Annotated in this window: 18 protein-coding genes; 6 read left to right on the forward strand and 12 right to left on the reverse strand. The window is 40.1% G+C overall.

Translation table 11 applies throughout. The features are described from left to right. Positions 1–77: 77 nt before the first annotated feature. From DQW11_RS12360 to DQW11_RS12375, 4 genes are all read right to left on the reverse strand, one after another. A complete protein-coding gene (locus DQW11_RS12360; RefSeq protein WP_113924390.1) occupies positions 78–461 on the reverse strand; it encodes a four helix bundle protein in 384 nt (127 codons plus the stop codon). 172 nt (positions 462–633) lie between these two features. After that, positions 634–1,518: a carbohydrate kinase family protein gene (locus DQW11_RS12365; protein ID WP_113924391.1), complete on the reverse strand. Its 885-nt coding sequence runs from the start codon at positions 1,516–1,518 to the stop codon at positions 634–636. Beyond that, a complete protein-coding gene (locus tag DQW11_RS12370) occupies positions 1,511–2,854 on the reverse strand; it encodes a sugar porter family MFS transporter (RefSeq protein ID WP_113924392.1) in 1,344 nt (447 codons plus the stop codon). Before DQW11_RS12370 ends, DQW11_RS12365 begins: the two co-directional genes overlap by 8 nt. A gap of 151 nt (positions 2,855–3,005) precedes the next feature. After that, on the reverse strand, positions 3,006–3,467 hold the full coding sequence (locus tag DQW11_RS12375) for a YciI family protein (protein ID WP_113924393.1): 462 nt from the start codon (positions 3,465–3,467) through the stop codon (positions 3,006–3,008). 506 nt (positions 3,468–3,973) lie between these two features. Between DQW11_RS12375 and DQW11_RS12380 the strand changes: the two genes are divergently transcribed. The 4 genes from DQW11_RS12380 to DQW11_RS12395 are packed head-to-tail and all read left to right on the forward strand — an operon-like array spanning position 3,974 to position 6,927. Then, the gene (locus tag DQW11_RS12380) at positions 3,974–4,342 is read left to right on the forward strand and encodes a response regulator (RefSeq protein ID WP_113924394.1); all 369 of its coding nucleotides are present in this window, start codon (positions 3,974–3,976) and stop codon (positions 4,340–4,342) included. A gap of 53 nt (positions 4,343–4,395) precedes the next feature. Next, the gene (locus DQW11_RS12385; protein WP_113924395.1) at positions 4,396–5,193 is read left to right on the forward strand and encodes an MlaE family ABC transporter permease; all 798 of its coding nucleotides are present in this window, start codon (positions 4,396–4,398) and stop codon (positions 5,191–5,193) included. Further along, positions 5,186–5,944 (forward strand): ABC transporter ATP-binding protein, encoded by a 759-nt coding sequence (locus DQW11_RS12390; protein ID WP_113924396.1) that lies wholly within the window; start codon positions 5,186–5,188, stop codon positions 5,942–5,944. The genes DQW11_RS12385 and DQW11_RS12390 overlap by 8 nt, the downstream gene beginning before the upstream one ends. Then, complete coding sequence (locus DQW11_RS12395) at positions 5,944–6,927, forward strand: MlaD family protein (protein WP_113924397.1); 984 nt, start codon at positions 5,944–5,946, stop codon at positions 6,925–6,927. The genes DQW11_RS12390 and DQW11_RS12395 overlap by 1 nt, the downstream gene beginning before the upstream one ends. 64 nt (positions 6,928–6,991) lie before the next feature. Here the strand turns inward: DQW11_RS12395 and DQW11_RS12400 are convergent, their stop codons facing one another. After that, a complete protein-coding gene (locus DQW11_RS12400; RefSeq protein ID WP_113924398.1) occupies positions 6,992–7,336 on the reverse strand; it encodes a winged helix-turn-helix transcriptional regulator in 345 nt (114 codons plus the stop codon). 278 nt (positions 7,337–7,614) lie between these two features. Between DQW11_RS12400 and DQW11_RS12405 the strand changes: the two genes are divergently transcribed. Next, a complete protein-coding gene (locus tag DQW11_RS12405) occupies positions 7,615–8,232 on the forward strand; it encodes an NADPH-dependent F420 reductase (RefSeq protein ID WP_113924903.1) in 618 nt (205 codons plus the stop codon). Between the two features lie 23 nt (positions 8,233–8,255). Here the strand turns inward: DQW11_RS12405 and DQW11_RS12410 are convergent, their stop codons facing one another. From DQW11_RS12410 to DQW11_RS12435, 6 genes are all read right to left on the reverse strand, one after another. Then, a complete protein-coding gene (locus tag DQW11_RS12410) occupies positions 8,256–9,521 on the reverse strand; it encodes a carcinine hydrolase/isopenicillin-N N-acyltransferase family protein (RefSeq protein WP_113924399.1) in 1,266 nt (421 codons plus the stop codon). 30 nt (positions 9,522–9,551) lie between these two features. Next, on the reverse strand, positions 9,552–10,682 hold the full coding sequence (locus DQW11_RS12415) for a nitrilase-related carbon-nitrogen hydrolase (RefSeq protein WP_113924400.1): 1,131 nt from the start codon (positions 10,680–10,682) through the stop codon (positions 9,552–9,554). Then, complete coding sequence (locus DQW11_RS12420; protein WP_113924401.1) at positions 10,679–12,025, reverse strand: flavin monoamine oxidase family protein; 1,347 nt, start codon at positions 12,023–12,025, stop codon at positions 10,679–10,681. The genes DQW11_RS12415 and DQW11_RS12420 overlap by 4 nt, the downstream gene beginning before the upstream one ends. A gap of 325 nt (positions 12,026–12,350) precedes the next feature. Then, positions 12,351–12,998 carry a DUF2306 domain-containing protein gene (locus DQW11_RS12425; RefSeq protein ID WP_157966108.1) on the reverse strand — a complete coding sequence of 216 codons (648 nt, stop codon included), beginning with the start codon at positions 12,996–12,998 and terminating at the stop codon, positions 12,351–12,353. 234 nt (positions 12,999–13,232) lie between these two features. Continuing rightward, positions 13,233–14,351, reverse strand: a complete 1,119-nt coding sequence (locus DQW11_RS12430; protein ID WP_113924403.1) for a helix-turn-helix domain-containing protein — start codon at positions 14,349–14,351, stop codon at positions 13,233–13,235. Positions 14,352–14,650: 299 nt separating this feature from the next. Continuing rightward, the gene (locus DQW11_RS12435; RefSeq protein WP_113924904.1) at positions 14,651–15,229 is read right to left on the reverse strand and encodes a TlpA family protein disulfide reductase; all 579 of its coding nucleotides are present in this window, start codon (positions 15,227–15,229) and stop codon (positions 14,651–14,653) included. A 218-nt stretch (positions 15,230–15,447) separates the two neighbouring features. Here DQW11_RS12435 and DQW11_RS12440 point away from each other — a divergent pair, with 218 nt between their 5' ends. Beyond that, positions 15,448–16,065 (forward strand): outer membrane beta-barrel protein, encoded by a 618-nt coding sequence (locus DQW11_RS12440; RefSeq protein WP_113924404.1) that lies wholly within the window; start codon positions 15,448–15,450, stop codon positions 16,063–16,065. Positions 16,066–16,224: 159 nt separating this feature from the next. Here DQW11_RS12440 and DQW11_RS12445 read toward each other — a convergent pair whose 3' ends face one another. Further along, complete coding sequence (locus DQW11_RS12445) at positions 16,225–16,815, reverse strand: TlpA family protein disulfide reductase (protein ID WP_113924405.1); 591 nt, start codon at positions 16,813–16,815, stop codon at positions 16,225–16,227. Between the last annotated feature and the right edge of the window lie 190 nt (positions 16,816–17,005).

Below are 17,005 nucleotides of genomic sequence, written 5' to 3' on the forward strand. Positions count from 1 at the left end.
TAGGGTAATTAAGTTGACGAAGTAGGAATTGATGAAATCTGAAAGTGCATTTTGGTTTACACTGACTGAAATCAAATTCAAAATTTTGCCCCACCAACCTTTGCCCCAAATTTTTCAGGATTCTGAATCATGTAATTGAGTAATTTACCAATTTCCTGATTTTTCAAAACCAGCTGTTTGTAGGTTTTTTCTTCCAAGTATTTACAAGAAAAGGCAAATTCAAGCCAAACAACCGTTTCACTATTTTCCATATCAGCATCACTCATTTTAGAAGCAAAATGGAGAGGATACATCCTTTTTCTATATCCCTCTGAAATATTTATACAAACAGACCGACTACTTCTCCTTATTTGATCAATTAATGAATATTTTTCTTCCTTGGGGAATAATTTACTTACTTCAAAAATTTCCATAGCTAGAGAGTAAGCTTTCTGGAATGCTAATAAATCCCTGAAATCCATAAATTTTCGTAAAAATTTTACTATCGGATAATTACTCTTTGAATATGAGACCTGTAATTAAAATATACTTCTCACTGAAAACTGCCGACTGATTACTGCTCACCGACTACGGACCACTGCACCCCTGCCAAACTGCCCACTGAACACCGCCCACTGAACACTGAACACTAAATCACTGATCTCCTACCATACTCCAAACTTCCCTCTCCTCATACCTCGGTGTTCCGCCTTTTTTGGTAGCTACAAAAGCGCCCATGGCACAGGCAAAATCGAGTATCTCGTTGGGCGTTTTACCCTGAAGGTAGGTTTTGACAAATCCCGCAAGAAAAGCATCTCCTGAACCAACAGTATCTTCCACTTTGACTTTGTAGCCATGATGTCTGAAAACCTCTCTGTTTTGGTATATCAGTGCTCCTTTTGAACCTAGGGTAACACATACCAATTTGATAGGGAAGCGAGTTGTCAAAAGTTTACAGCAACTCTCTACGTCAGAAGGCACGCTAAAATAATCGGAGACAATCTCCAATTCGTCCTCGTTGATCTTCAGGATATCGGTAAATCCGAGCATGAGTTCTATTTTTTCAAAATCAAAAAACGGTGCACGGAGATTGATATCAAAAATCTTCAAAGTTGGCAGGTGCATAAGTTGGTACAAAGTTTCCCAACTCACGGTATTTCTGACAGCCAAACTCCCAAAAATAAAAGCATCGGCTTCTTTGACGGCGTTTTTATTTTCCTCTGTCAAGGCTATAAAATCCCAGGCTGCAGGGGAAACAATGGTGTATTTGATGTTTTCCGGGTCCTCATTATGGACTGTTACTGTTCCAGTCCTATGTTCAGAATCTTCTTGTACCAAGCTTGTGGGGAAATTGTAGGAATTGATAAAATCAAGGTATCTTTTTCCATACCCGTCTTTTCCCAACCGGGAGATCATTTGTACGTCAAGGCCTAATTGGTTGAGGTGCAGGGCGACATTCATGGGCGCTCCTCCGGGGATTTCGTGGTCAGGAAAACAATCCCAAAGCATTTCCCCGTAACATATGACTTTCTTAGACATGGCTTTTTTGTAGTTCTTTTTGAATTTCTTCCAACGATTTTCCTTTGGTTTCGGGCATTCTGAAGATTACCCAAAGTAATTGTAATACCATCATCAATGCAAAGAAGGCGAAGATATTACCTGCTCCGTAGGTATTGGCAAAATATGGGAAGATATTGGCTACCAAGGCGGCCAAAATCCAATGGGTAAATGAACCCAAAGACTGGCCAAAAGCACGGAGTTCGTTGGGGAAAATCTCAGCAATGAATACCCAAATCACAGAACCTTGGCCAATGGCATGGGAGGTGATGAAACCAAATACAAAATAGGGGAGCAGCTGTGGTGGAATGAACCCTCCAAAATAACTGTATGCCATCAGTGAGAGTGAGATGATATAGCCTACTGATCCAATGTACATGAGCATTTTTCTTCCGATCCTGTCAATAAGATAAAGACCGAGCATGGTAGCCACTAGGTTGATGACACCGATCCCAATGGTAGAAAACAGCGCATCTTCTGTAGAAATCCCCGCAGATTCAAACACCCGTGGTGCAAAATAGATGATGGCATTGATCCCTGACATCTGATTGAAGAATGCCATCAGGAAAGCAAAAAAGGAGATTTTTCTAAACTTGGGATTGAAAAGGGTAGAGACGGAGATTTTCCCTCTAATTTCCTTACTTTCTGCAATGGCAAGTTCCATGGCTTCATCCACCCCTTCAGGGTCAGTTCTAGTGAGAATTTCTCTCGCAGTATCATAATCTTGTTTTTTAGCGATCAACCATCTTGGGCTTTTAGGGACTTTGAGGATCAAAACACTATAAATCAAAGCCGGTAAAGCTTCCACACCAAGCATCCATCGCCATCCTTCGGTGAGATTGGCGGTCCCAATCAGGTAATTTGAAAAATAGGCCATAAGTATACCCAAGACAATGTTGAATTGGTATAGTGCTACCAACTGTCCTCTTCTTTTGGCAGGGGCGATTTCTGAGATGTACATTGGAGCAACCACCGAGGAGGCTCCGACACCCAATCCTCCAAGAAACCTGTAAAACATAAAGGTATTGACATCATTTGCCAAAGCCGAGCCGACTGCCGACACAAAGTAAAATACCCCGATCCAAATCAAAGAATTCCTCCTGCCAAATTTGTCTGCCGGAATTCCTCCAAACAATGCTCCGAAAACAGTCCCGTATAATGCTATGGCCACAGCCATCCCATGGCTCCAATCGTCCAAATTCCAAAGTCTTTGGATATCGCGTTCTGCTCCTGAAATTACAGCGGTATCAAATCCGAACAAAAATCCACCCAATGCAGCAGTGATGGATAAGAACAAAACATAGTTTTTACTTTGCATGAATAGATTTTTTGGGGTTACCCTTTAAAACTAAACAGAAGATCGGAATTATAAAATTTTACAAGCATTACGGACCAAATTAGGATCTTTTTATAGTGGGGTTTCTTTAAGTTTTTGCTAAAATTTGGCAGGTAAGCTTAGCAAGAAAAATTCAATTTTTCGGTTTTTGGAGTTTGGCATGGATCTCAGGAACCATCATCACCGCCGCCGAACCATACCATTCCCTGAGCTCCATTTTCAAAACCCCGGCCTTCACTGCCGGATCGGTATTGGTCAATTCCTCCGCTTCTTCTTTGGTCTCCACATCAAAAATAAAAATACCCCGCATGGATTCAGTCCCAAAGAAAGGGCCCGCCAAAATAAGTTTTCCCATATCTGCCAATTTGCTGATGTTGGCCATATGGCCTTTTTGGATTTCTGCCCTTTCCTCTTTGGAATATTCAGCCACGCGGTCTCCCGAATAAAGGAAAGCCATCACATATTTTTTCATGCCGATATCATCCGCCTTCAGTTTTGCAGCGAGATCTGGATCGTAAATTCCATCTTGTCCAAGGGCAGTAAACACCCCAATCGATAGGGAGAATAGAACAAACAGAAATAGAGTTTTCATCATGGTTGGGTTTGGGTTACAGGATTTTTTTTGAATTGGGTTTTGAAATAGGGGAGTAATAGGTAATGGTTTTTATTCTGAAACCGGCAATGGTTTGTGAAGCAATTTAATTAAATCAGGAGATTTTTTTTGGAAATTTCAGGTTTCAAAATAATCGGTAAAACTGGCGGCTAATCTTGAACCATTAGAATTTGACAAAAATTGTTTTGGCATACATACAAAAAAGTGTAGACAAAATAGGTGAATTCAGTTTAATAAAAGTATCGTAAGTATCTGATTTTAAATTTTTTAATTCACATTTAGTTTCACCTTAATTTGATACAGCTAAAAAGATTAGATAAATCTAAAAATTCAATTAATCAAAATCTTTCCCCGAAACATTGATTATGGTGTTATATTTGTAAACAGTCATATTGCTTTCCAAAGCTTCCCAGAACTTTATAGACTTTGGATGATGGGACAAGAGATTTGATTGTTAAGTTGCTTGTGTAGATTAATCTTTTTACAAAATGACAAAGCCTATCAACAAATTGATTTTTGTGGATGATGATAAGATCCAACATATGATCAATCGGAAAAACATTTTAAGGATCAATCCTGAAATTGACCTCTTGTTTTTTGAAAATCCTTTTGAAGCACTGGGATGGCTGAAAGACAATGACACAGATCTTTTGATTTTGGACGTCAACATGCCTGAGATGCAGGGTTGGGATTTTTTGGATGAACTCAATAAAATGAATAAGAAGGTTCCTGTCAAAATGCTGACTTCCTCTATGGACCCAATGGATGTCGAAAAAAGCCACAGATATCCTCAGGTGTCGGGCTTTTTGGTCAAGCCATTAAGTAATGAAGTATTGACTGAAATATTGGGAACATAATCCTTGGAAACAATTGGATTTGTTTAGATTAGGGAAAAGAATTTTAACTATTTATGTCAAAAATCAAAAAGGTAGATAAACCTGTAATATCCAAAAACCTGGATGAGTTTTTTACCGGTATGGCTAAGGCTTTTTCATTCGTCAAAAGGTTTTTTAAGGAAGTTTGGTTTCCTCCATATGAGTTTAAAGAAGTCCTGAGACAATGCTATGAAATTGGCTATCGGTCTCTGCCATTGATATCACTGACAGGTTTTATCATAGGAATTGTATTTACCAATCAATCCAGACCATCACTTGCTGAATTTGGCGCTACCTCTTGGTTGCCCTCTCTGATTTCTATCGCAGTGGTGAGAGCTTTGGGACCATTGGTTACCGCCTTGATTGCCTCTGGAAAGGTAGGCTCGAGTATCGGGGCTGAAATTGGGTCAATGAATGTGACTGAGCAAATCGATGCGATGGAAGTTTCCGCGATCAATCCATTCAAATTCCTTGTCATCACCCGTACTTTGGCAGCTACATTTATGATCCCCATTTTGGTTATGTACACGGATTTTGTGGCATTGATGGGTTCTTTTGCCAGCGTAAATGCGAATGAACTCGTGAGTTTGTCAACATTCTTTGTTCAGGTGTTTGAGGCTGTTTCCTTTTTGGATATATTCTCATCAGTGATTAAATCAGTTGTTTTTGGTTTTACCATCGGAATAGTGGGATGCTATAAAGGATATAATTCATCAAGAGGAACAGAGGGAGTAGGGCAAGCAGCCAATGCGGCGGTAGTCATGTCTATGTTCTTGATTTTTGTGGAGGAGCTTTTGATTATGCAAATTGTAAATGCCATCCGATATGCTTAACGAACAGGAAAAAGTCGTAGAGATCAGAGGTTTGGTCAAATCCTTTGGCGAAAACCATGTCCTCAGAAATGTTGACCTCGATTTGTATAAAGGAGAAAACCTTGTAGTTCTCGGGAAATCCGGTAGTGGCAAGTCCGTTTTGATCAAAATCATGGTGGGCCTACTCAAGCAAGATAAGGGTACAATCAAAATATTTGGCATAGATAACTCTAACCTTAATTTGAAGGAACTGAATAAGTTGCGACTTAGAATCGGTTTTTCATTTCAGGCTTCTGCATTGTATGATAGCATGACGGTTAGGGAAAACCTAGAATTTCCTTTGGTCAGAAATGTTAAAAACCTGACGAGAAAAGAAATCGACTTTAAGGTTGAGGAATTGTTGGAGTCCGTGGCCTTGCCGAATACCATCAATCAAATGCCCTCTGAACTTTCGGGGGGACAAAAGAAAAGAATCGGGATTGCAAGGACGCTCATTCTCAACCCTGAAATCATGCTTTATGATGAGCCTACCGCAGGCTTGGATCCGGTAACCTGTATCGAAATCAACAACCTGATCAACGAGGTAAGGGAAAGGTACAAAACCTCCTCTATTGTAATCACGCACGACCTTACGTGCGCCAAACAGACAGGAGACAGAATGGCTGTATTGATCAAAGGCCATTTTACATCGGTAGGAACCTTTGAAAAGGTTTTTGAAGAAGCCACCGACAAACAAGTGAAATCATTTTACGACTATAATTTTATCAGATAATGAGAAATGACAATAAAAAATCCGTGATCGTTGGCGTTTTTGTCCTGATCGGGATCATCATCTTCATAGCCGGCGTCCTCACTATGGGAGGACAACAGAAAAAATTTGTAAGAAGCATAAAACTGAATGCTGTATTTGATGACATCGGGGGATTGCAGACAGGGAATAACGTTTGGTTTTCAGGTGTCAAGATCGGGACGGTCAGGAAGATCAATTTTTATGGGGAATCCCAGGTTGAAATCGTCATGAGCGTTGAGGACAAGGTCAAAGACTATATACGCAAAGATTCCAAAGCAACAATAGGCTCGGATGGTCTTATCGGAAACAAAATCATTGTCATCTATGGAGGAACTACCAATGCACCTGCTGTGGAAGATGGAGACAGGCTTACGGCCGAAATGCCTCTTGATACGGATAAAATGATGGCAACATTGCAAGAAAATAATAAAAACCTTGTCACGATTACTGAAAATCTAAAAGTCCTTACCACCAAAATAGCGGAGGGCAAAGGTATTGTAGGAGCAGTGATGACGGATAGCGTGATCGCTGAGAATTTTAAAAACACACTTTCAAACTTAGAAGCAGCTTCTGCCAAAAGCAACAAAATGATGGGTGACCTCGGTCAGTTTTCCTCCAGTCTGAACCAAAAAGGAACCTTGCTTTACGACATTGCCAATGACAGAGAAACTTTTGCCAACCTCAAAGCAACAGTAGGTGAGTTGCAGGCTACAGCTGAAAACACAAAAGTACTGACAGACAACCTTAACAAGGTTTCTGAAAAACTTGATGATCAGAATAACACCGTCGGTATGTTATTGAACGACCCTGAGTTTGCCCAAAATCTAAAAAGCACCATGGTGAATGTTGACAGTTCGGCTTTGAACCTCAACAGGGGCTTAGAAGCTTTGGAATATACCTGGCCATTTAGAAAAGGCTTTAAGAAGAAAGCCAAAGCAGATGCCAAAGCTGCAGGAAGCAATTAAAAAAAGATCCAAATATTTGAATAGCCCTTTTGATTCAATATCGAAAGGGCTATTTTTTTTAAGTTTAATGGCCGATTCGCATTTCCTCCATCAATTCCAAACCGTAATTCCTGATCACTTCAATCACAGGAATAGCTTTTATTCCCCTTTCAGTGATGGAATATTCCACTTTTGGTGGAACAACAGCATAGACTTTTCTAAGGATAAAACCCTCTTCTTCCAATTCCCTTAGCTGACTCGTCAGCATCTTGTGGGTAATGTGAGGTATGTCTTTTTTGAGTTCTCCATACCGCATTGTTTTTTCTTTCAATCTCCATAAAATCGGGATTTTCCAGGTTCCTCCGATTCTATCCATGGCAAACTCCACGGGATTGTAATACAGTTTTTTATTAAATAGAAAATCAGGCATCGGCTTCTGAAGCTAAATTTTACATTACTTTCCAAAAAGTGAGTATGGCTCTTATTGGTAAGTATATTGATTGAGATACTATATAAATCCAAATTTGAGAGATAAATATTGAATTCAAGACCCATACAAATAATAAACTCATGTCCCAAGTTTAGGATATTATCCTCAGCCACGGGTTGGCATCTGAAGGGAAGTTTCTGATGGTAGCAAGCAGCCCGACTTCAGTTTATTGTTATTTCTGTTTAAATTAAATGATTGAAGAAAATAATGATAACACCATGAAAATAGCCATCATAGGAACAGGAAACGTAGGCGGCGCTTTAGCTACCAAATGGGCGGATTTTGGACACCAAATTCTTTTGGGAGTCAAGGATATTGAAAACTTCAAAGGAATGGATTTACTTTCCAATCCCAATACTTCCGTGCATCCGGTCAAAGAGGCAGTGGCTGCTTCCGAGGTGATATTTATTGCAGTTCCAGCTACAGCAGCTGTTGAAGTTGCCCAATCCTTAGGAGATACGGAAGGAAAGGTGATCATTGACTCCATGAATATTGTGATGGGAAGGGGGCCTCAGGGATTTAGCAATACTGCCGATGCTATCCTCGCAAATACTGCTACCAACGATGTCGTGAAATGCTTCAATACCACGGGATTCAACAACATGGTCAATCCCCGATATGGTGACAAGACTTTGGATTTGTTTACTGCAGGTGACAGCAAAAAAGGAAAAACAATTGCGATCCAATTGGGTAAAGATGCAGGATTTGCGGAATGCTATGATATCGGAGGCAATGATAAATTTGGGCTGATGGAGCAGTTTGCCTTTTTTTGGATCAATCTCGCGATGATGCAGGGACAGGGAAGGGATATCGGATTCAAGCTTTTGAAAAGGTAAACGCCATTTCCCTAGAGACGGATTCAGATTTGAAAATTGGAATACATGTCCATCACGGCATGGAGACAATTTCTACTGAATGCCTCAAGTTGAGTGGAATTGGCGCTGGATTGGAGGAGGTTTTTTTCTTCTTTCAAAAAGCTTTCCTCTAATTTTTTTGTTTCCGCGATGAAACTTGTTTTCCGAAATTGATAATCCTCACAAATCCACCGATGGATTTTTTCAGCTTTCCACCACAACGAGTTGTCCGGATTTGCTCCGGGTTGGAGGAAATTTCCCAATGTTTTTGTCCCCATAAAAAAAGGAATGTAAACCGACAAACAGGGCATGGAGGTTCCTGTCATCCAAACCGTGGACGGAAGGGCTGTACGGATTTCTGCCACCATACTGCCTGTGGTAGTACTTGGATTAGTCATTCCTGTGGCATGCATGCAGAGGGAAGAAGTGTTGCAATTTTTTGGACTGAATTGAGGATCGGGAAGGTTGTGTGTTCGGAGGATTTGCATGGCTTTCTCTGCTGTAAAGTCCCCTTTGCTTGCAGAAAGTAGGTTGCTGCTGCAGGCTTGGCGGGTTTTTGATCTCCCCACTTTGGTATAAAGGAAATCAGAGAAATACTCCCTAAAGGAAAAAGGAGTGGTTTTTGGTTTGAGAGAAAATGGGAAAGTCCGTTTTTCCTCTGCCAAATGTATACTTTCAAAATCCGACCCTATGCCAAGACCATTGGAAATGCTTGCGAAACTTTCCACTTTCCTGCTTGCCCATGATTTACCCGCTGTCTCTAAGATGTAGGCCTCTTTTGGATCAGCGATGATGTAGCTGTTGTGGTAGAAAAAATCCTTGTTTTTGTAACCGCCACAGGCATTTTGACCATAGAGGGACAAAAGGTTAGTGATACAGTTTAGCGCCTCCTCTGCAGTTTCGCTCCGTTCCAATGCCAACCTCAGCATATCCATTCCGGTCAATCCTGTGTTTTGTTTTTGGATTTTGACGTTGGTAAATACGGCTTCATTACCGATCACAACTCCAAATTCATTTATACCCATTTCTGCTCCCCACATTTGAAATGGCTTGGAAAGCAGCACTTCATAGTTTCCCTTGACTTGTGGAATGTCAATATATGTGCACTTTAACGTTTGATTCTGTTCGGACCCTTTTGTGTTTTCTCTTTGGGAAATCCTTGGAAAATGTTGTAATGCCTGCGCTTCATCCGGTTCGCGGTCTGAATTTTTTGCAAAGATCAGGTTTTTGTTTTTGGTAAAGTGGGGAAGGGCAACCAGGGTATCGCACATAGTTAGGGATTAATTTAAGATATGATAAGGTCAAAAATCCATGTTCCAGATTCCTCCTTTTTCAGCTTTTTTGGTTTCCAATAATTTTCCGTCTCTGATGAAAAACGGTTGGCCATCTGTACCCAAATCCCACAATTGACCTCGTAAAAATACATTTGCGCCTGTTTTGGCACCCGAGCTCCCGATTCTCCCCGGAAGTGCATATTTCATCCATGCTTCCTTTTCTGTCAGTTTCCCGATGTCATTGGGGTCTACATCACTAGGCATGGGAGCTCCATTGTAGCCTGCCCATGGGACATCCATTGCGCCGTCCACCGCACAATAGGAGTTGACCAAAACTAGGTCCACACCCTCTATCGCTTGATAGGATTCCGGATACCATGAGTCTGCACAGACCAAAACCCCGACACTTCCAAAAGGCAATTCAAATTTGGGGATTTGTTGACTTGGGCTTTGGGTTACAAAAGGCTTTTCTGAATCTATGGTAAATGCCTTTCGGATACTTTGGGGGTGGATATTGCCATTTGGGTCAAACAAAAAAGAGGTGTTGTAGATTCCTTGTGCTGCGTCGACTGTCAAGATGCCATCTATGACTTCCGGTCCTGGTAGCAAAATAGAACCCGCCGAGATATACACTTGGTATTGAGATGAAAGTCGGCTGAAAACCTCTGCATAAGTCTTGGCCATTTTTTCTGATTTCATTCTGAAAAGGGTGGCGGCAAGTTTGTCGGATTCTTTGTCTGATTTTGAAAAATAGCTGATAAAATCGAATGGATGGCTCAAAATCAGTTGGGCCATGGCCAAGGTGAGGTTTCCCGAATTGGCCACGGATTTCTTTTCATCCAGGATTACGAGCCAAGTTCCTAGATATTCCGGCAGCAAGACGATTGTATTTTCTTTGAAAAACCCACTTTCCTTGGCATTATGGAAATAGGATTCCAGTTTGGCTTGAAACTGTTGCTGAGTCAGATAATCTGTTTCCAGCATGTAGGGTTGGATTCCAACCACATTTCCCCGAATACTGTCAGAAGGTATGGGGGAAATATTTTCAGTAACGCTGATTTCAGGTGCAATGGCCGGCAGCTCAGGATGGAACCCGGTGTTTGCCCAAATGGCCCAAATCAGGACAAATACAGATATAACGAGCAATATTTTTTTCATGATAGATTTCCGATTGTCATATGTGCGGCTTTTTCTCCTGCTCGTACAGCCCCTTCTATATAGCCAAACCAGACATCTGATGCCTCCGTCCCTGCCCAAAATATTCTGCCTTCAGGTTTGGAGTAGGCATCTTGGAATTCGGTCCAACCACCGACGGGATAAAGTCCCGCATAACAGCCACGGCTCCAGGTTTCATCCGTCATGGTAAAATCATGGTAAGCGGTAGGGTTTTTGGCTTCGTCCCCAAAATAGTCCACCAACTTCTTCAGCATGGTCTGTTTTCGTTGTTCAAGTGATTTTTTGAAAAAATTCTCTGCTCTGTCAGCAATCGTGAAACCAAGGATTACTCCGTATTCGCCGTTTTTGGGAGAAGAATCAAAAAAAGTCTGAAATGGAGAATGCTCATCGGCCAAAGCTTGTCCACTGAAGTTTTTATCCCGCCAAAACGGCTTCTCATAGACCATGAAACATTTACCTACTTTACCCATGCTTATCCGATTGATTATCTGAGACTTTTGAGAACCTAACTCAGGTGAAAATTTGATCTCGGCAGCAAGTGGTGGTGGAATAGCAATGATTACATTTTTTGCTTCAAATTCAAAACCATCGCCCGAAACCTTCACACTTTTTTGATCTTGTATAATGGACCGAACAGGGTGATTATAACGGATCTTCGAGAGGAATTCAGCCGCTATTTTGTCGACAAGCGTCTGCATGCCTCCAACGATCCGATGTTGCTGAGCACCATCTTTGATACTGATAAGGCTATTTAAATTATGGCCTGACTTGATATAAAACAATGCATGAAGTAAAGAAATGGTGTTGAGCTCGCAGGCAAAAACAGTCTCCAGACCGTAGGTGATTACTTTATGGCTTGCCTTGGTGAAGCTGTTGTTTTTTATAAAATCTGAAAGTAGGATTTTGTCGTAAGCTTCCGATTTGGGATGCGACCAAGGTTTGGAAGCAGGGATTCCTTTGGCCATCCTTTCCATTTTACGCAATAACCAATCGAGGTTGAGCAGAGAGATGATGTCGATTTTTGGGATCAAACCTCTGTACTTTTTTACCTTTTGATCAAAGTCAAGGATATTGTAGCCTTCGTTGTAAGTCTCATAATAGTCCACTCCGTATTCTTTGCAGAGTGCATACATCCTGTCTTGGGTAGGGCCAATCCATTGTCCGCCAAAATCCAGGTATTGTCCATTCTCAAATCTTTTGGTGTAAACCCTTCCTCCTAGACGTTCCCTTGCCTCAAGTACGATAAAGGATTTGTTCGTTTTGTGAAGGATGCGTGCGGCGGCAATCCCGGAGAACCCTCCGCCAATGATGATGGTGTCAAGCATAGGGATATTTTGGGCAAAGTGAATGAGTCATTTTTTCAGTCGAAAAGAAATGACTTCTCAGACCTTCAAGATAGCAATTTATCAATATTCCAATTCAAACCTTTCTCCTTTTTTGAGGTTTAAATAAGCTCGTTTTTTTCAAGCTCAAAAAGATACTCAACAGGCAGAAAGGGTTATTTGGGAAAATCATTCCTTTTAAATTCAAATCGGAATAACTACCAAAAACAGCCTCATTGTCACTTTTTCAAATAAGAAAAAGCTCCTCATGAGACTGTGAAGGGTTGGGATTGTGCGCTCCTGTGGTGCAGATGAATTTTGAGATGCTTTATGTCAATTTGGAGGTTTTCAATATTTGAGAATTGACTTCTCTGTTTTTATTTATCCAATAGGCTATTGCCAAATTTGGAATCCAAGCTGCCCAAGCTATTATTTGATAAGATGAAATGTAATCCAGACCCAGCACATAGGCTGTTGGTGTAGCCAATCTTAGGGTAACTGCCGAAAGGCAAACGGCATAGCTATACGTCATGAAGTTTTGATGTGATAGGATTTGTCCTTTTTTGATGTGAAAAAATCCTTGGATTGATGTATAAAAATAGATACAAGCTACTGTAATAAATCCCGCAGCTGCAACCCACCCACCTGTGGCGAAAAACCCGACATATATTCCGGATAGGGAGCAGAATAATGCTGAAATAAGATAGATTTTACCAATGGTCCGATGCAGATTCGTCCATTTTTTCTGCATGGTTTGATTAAATTGAACCCAACCAATCAATATGGTGATGCCGCCTGAAATGATGTGCATGTAAAGAAAAAAGTACCATGTTTTACTGTTTAAAAGAGCTTGACTTTTCAGTTCTAAATAGCCAGTATTTACTCCGTTTAGCAAATAGTCAACAGGTATATATCCTATCAAAATTGCTAAAATGACAACGATAACCCACATTGATTTTAAGAAATAGCGTTTCATAATTGATTGATTTTTTTTGCTTAATGCCCGAAATTCAGTCAATCAAAAACCAAAAGCGTCTTTGCTTGTAAGGTGGGAAGAAGTTTTCTTATGATTTTGCGGTATTTGCTTTTGAAAACAGCCTTTCAAAGGGGATGTGTAGGCCAATTGATTTACAAATTCAAAGACAGTCGAAAAAATGAAAATCAGGATTTGTTTCATTGTTTTTTAGCACCTTCCGATAAAAACCTTGGCTTACATTTTTTCTGTTAGGCTTTTTACATATTCCGACGGAGATGAACCGGTTGCTTTTTTGAAAATGCGGTTAAATGCTGATTTGGAGTTAAAGCCACATTCATAAGCCAATCCTAAAAGTGTAAATTTTTGATTCTCGGGTAGTGAAACCAAGCGTTTGAACTCCTCGATTCGAAGCCTGTTGATATAATCGTAGAAGTTAACCCCCTCGATTTCGTTAATCACCTGTGACAGCGAATTGGAATGAATATTTAACCGGGTGGCCAAATCATTGAGATTCAATTCGGGTTGGGTAAACACCCGCTCAGTTTCCATCAAGCAAGTTAACTTTTGATGGATTGCCTTGACCATTTCTTCATTCAAGCCCGATTTGGCATATTTTTTCCTTTCTGAATTTATATCTTCTTCTTCCTTGGCAATTGACTCAAGGGATTCATTTTTGGTGTTTTGATTTGAAAAAATACCCACTTGATTGATGCCATAATAGCCAATAAGTATTGTAAAAACCGTAGCAGCCGAAAATATGAGGGTATCATTACCGATAAATATGATAAAAAACCACATAATTCCCATTCCATAAAACAACAACCTCAGCCAGTTCAGACTGATTTTTTCCTGATAAGAAAACTGATTTAGGATCCGTTTTTTATGCTTGGAAAGCAAACGGTGGGTAATGAAAACATAAAAAAAACCCGAAGAAATCAATAAAATTGAATGTATAACTGACTGCCAATCGTTGGTGTTTCTTCCTCCATTTTTAAGTATTTCAAAAATTTCTTTTGTTGGCAAAAGCATAAATGGAATATGGATAACCAATATAAAAGCCGGAAGAATAAAATGAAATAACCATGCTTTTGATTTCAGTTTTTCAGGATTGGTTAATGCCTGCGTATATAGAAACAGCATTGGGCCATGAAAAAACGGATAAGGTAAATTCAGCCACAAAAATTGAGGGTAGTCATAGACCAATCCTGAAGCGTAGCTGTAATAGCCCAAAAGGTGGGTACCGATGACAACCATCCAAATCCCCAAAACAGTATCAGCGAGATTTCTCCCTTTTTTGGTAAAGATGAGTAGCGCCAAAAAAAACGCTACAAAAATGCCTATAATATAAATCATGGAATGAAGTTAATGAATCGTTCCAGCCTATGACAACTTACCGGGCTTTTACCCTCAAGCCAATCCTCACTAATTTCGCCAAATACTTTACCCAAAGTAATTATCTTTTGAATTTGTCTTTTGTTGGATTTTCTTTTTCAAGTAATTTTTTTGCGCTAAAGATATGGTTGGAATATAGTATTGGAAAACCAAAATTGAAAAAATCAGAAAAGGCAAAGACTTCGTGTGAATCGGGAATATTCAAAATCCTGAACTTAACCCTGATCCACAAGAAGTCTTCGTGGAAAAAAACGTGGAAATTAATTTTTTCCTGTCAAGAAATCCCTGAATTCTTCCGTGTCGAAGTTGCTCATGCCTTCCTGGTAAAAAATGATTTCTCCTTTAGGATTCACTACCAAAGTGGTTGGGATAGACTCACTTTGGAGGGCATTGTTAAGACCATAGCTCGCATGGACGACAGGGAAAGTGAAACCTTTGTCATCAATGAATTTCTTGCTTTTTTCCATTTCCTTGTCAAGGGCTATCATCAAAAATTCCAGGTTTTCGGTGTCTTTGACTTTGGCATACATGTCTTCAATATGTGGCATTTCGGCCCTGCATGGAGGACACCATGTTGCCCAAAGGTTGATAAAAACGGTTTTGCCCCGGTAATCTTCCAAGTTGACGGGATTCCCGTCCATATCGACAAACCTTCCGGCATAATCAAAAGTCTGGTTTTCTTTATCTACCAAAGTGATTTTTGGTTTTTTGATTCCTGTGGCCAAAAGCAGCGACTGCAGTCCTCCCATTATCGGTGTAATCAACCCTGTAAAATATAGGAATGCAAATACTGAAAGTATCAGTCCCCAACTTTTCAACTCCTTTTTCCAATCAATCATCTCAATTTTTTTTCTCGATTCAATACGCAAAATTAAAAGGATCGGCCATCTTTCTCTGTGATAATTCATACTGTTTTTCCATCCCGAATTTTGTAATCTTAGATTCTTCTTCAAAAAACAGGAGGCCAATTGCTTATCGAGTTTTGATAAAAAGGTAAATTTATACTTACAGCAATTGCTGCTATTTGAACTTTTGAAAATCTTTATCCTGAGTGATTATGAAAAAGAGCCTTTCACTTTACCTGATAATTCCCGCCTTGCTATTTGGAGGACATGCAGGGGCGCAGACTTTTGAAATTACACCCACCACGGGCTACACTTTCTCCTCTCAATTTGACATCACGGGAGGCACCGGAAAATTGGAAGGAGGGGTTAATTGGGGGCTTTCGGCAGGATACACTCCTAATGAATTTATGGAATTTGAAATCTCTTATAATTATTTTGGAACAGATGCCCGGGCGAGTTCTGTGTATCTGGTGGAGGACGAGGTCACCAAAGCCAACCTTCATTTTTTGATGGGAGGGGTAAACATGCTTTTTCCTGCAACAGAAAAAGTGACATTTTTTGGAGGTTTGAAAATCGGCGCGGCATCTTTGCTTTTCAAGGACAGCCCCAATGTAGACCGGACTAGGTTTTCTCTTGGGTTTCAGGCAGGAATGCGCTACTATGTTTCTGAAAGGATTGGGTTTAGACTTCAGGGTACCCTGTTGCTTCCTATTGTAAGTGAAGGGGGGAGTCTTTGGTGGAATCCAAATACGGGAACCAATGTAAGTGGATGGTCTCCGATCGTTCCTGTCAGTATGAATGCCGGATTGATTATCAGGTTGCAACAATAACCTCGGTTTTAATCTTTATTTTTTTCAATAAAGACAGGCTCCTTGCCTTTTTCCTTGGAATTAAAAAATCAATTTATTTGATTGGATAGATACTGTAGAATATTAAATATTTATACCTGTTTAGCTCTTTTAACGATTGATAGGAATATTGAAGAGTTCTTAACGGGCCGTTTCAGAGCTTGATATCAAGAAATTTCTGAAGTGGTCAGTATCAAAATTATTTGTTCCATTGAGGTAATAGATGACTTTTCCCTCAGGACTTACCACCACTGTTGTCGGGATAGCTTTGGTGTAGAGTGAGGAATTCAATCCCTCATCGGCATGGAAAACAGGAAAGGTATATCCTTTATCCCGGATAAAGGTTTTGCTTTTGCCAAAATCCTGATCGGTAGCAACCATCAAAAATTCGATGCCTGGATTGTCTTTTACTTTGTCATATAAGCTGTGGATGTAAGGCATTTCTATCCTGCATGGGCCACACCAAGAAGCCCAAATATTGATAAAAAGTGTTTTTCCTTTGAATTGGTCAAGGCTGACCCTGTTTCCTTCCATATCCAAAAAAGTACCCGCATAATCAAATTCAGTTTCTTTATCGGTTTGGGGTTCATTTTTAGGACCAATCAGGTTCATGCCTACAAGCTCTAACCTGACGCGTCTTTTGATGGATTTTCCTTTTTCGGTAAAATAAAAGAATGCAATTCCTAAAAACAGGACTCCAAGCAAGGAAAACAAAATTTTATTTCTAAGCATGATTTTACTTTTGATTTGACTGACGGTTAAGGAAATCCACTGTAAATATATAAAAGCAAACCTAAATATCTTTGGCCATTTGGAAATTGCCGATAGGTACCAATTATTTTTAAAAGGATCAAAAATACGATTCTCAACCCTGCGCTTCCTTTAACCCCGTAATTGCCAAGATTTGATATTGAAACTAAAT

Origin of the sequence: Cognataquiflexum aquatile, from assembly GCF_003316845.1 — a bacterium.
Classification (GTDB): Bacteria; Bacteroidota; Bacteroidia; order Cytophagales; family Cyclobacteriaceae; genus Cognataquiflexum; species Cognataquiflexum aquatile.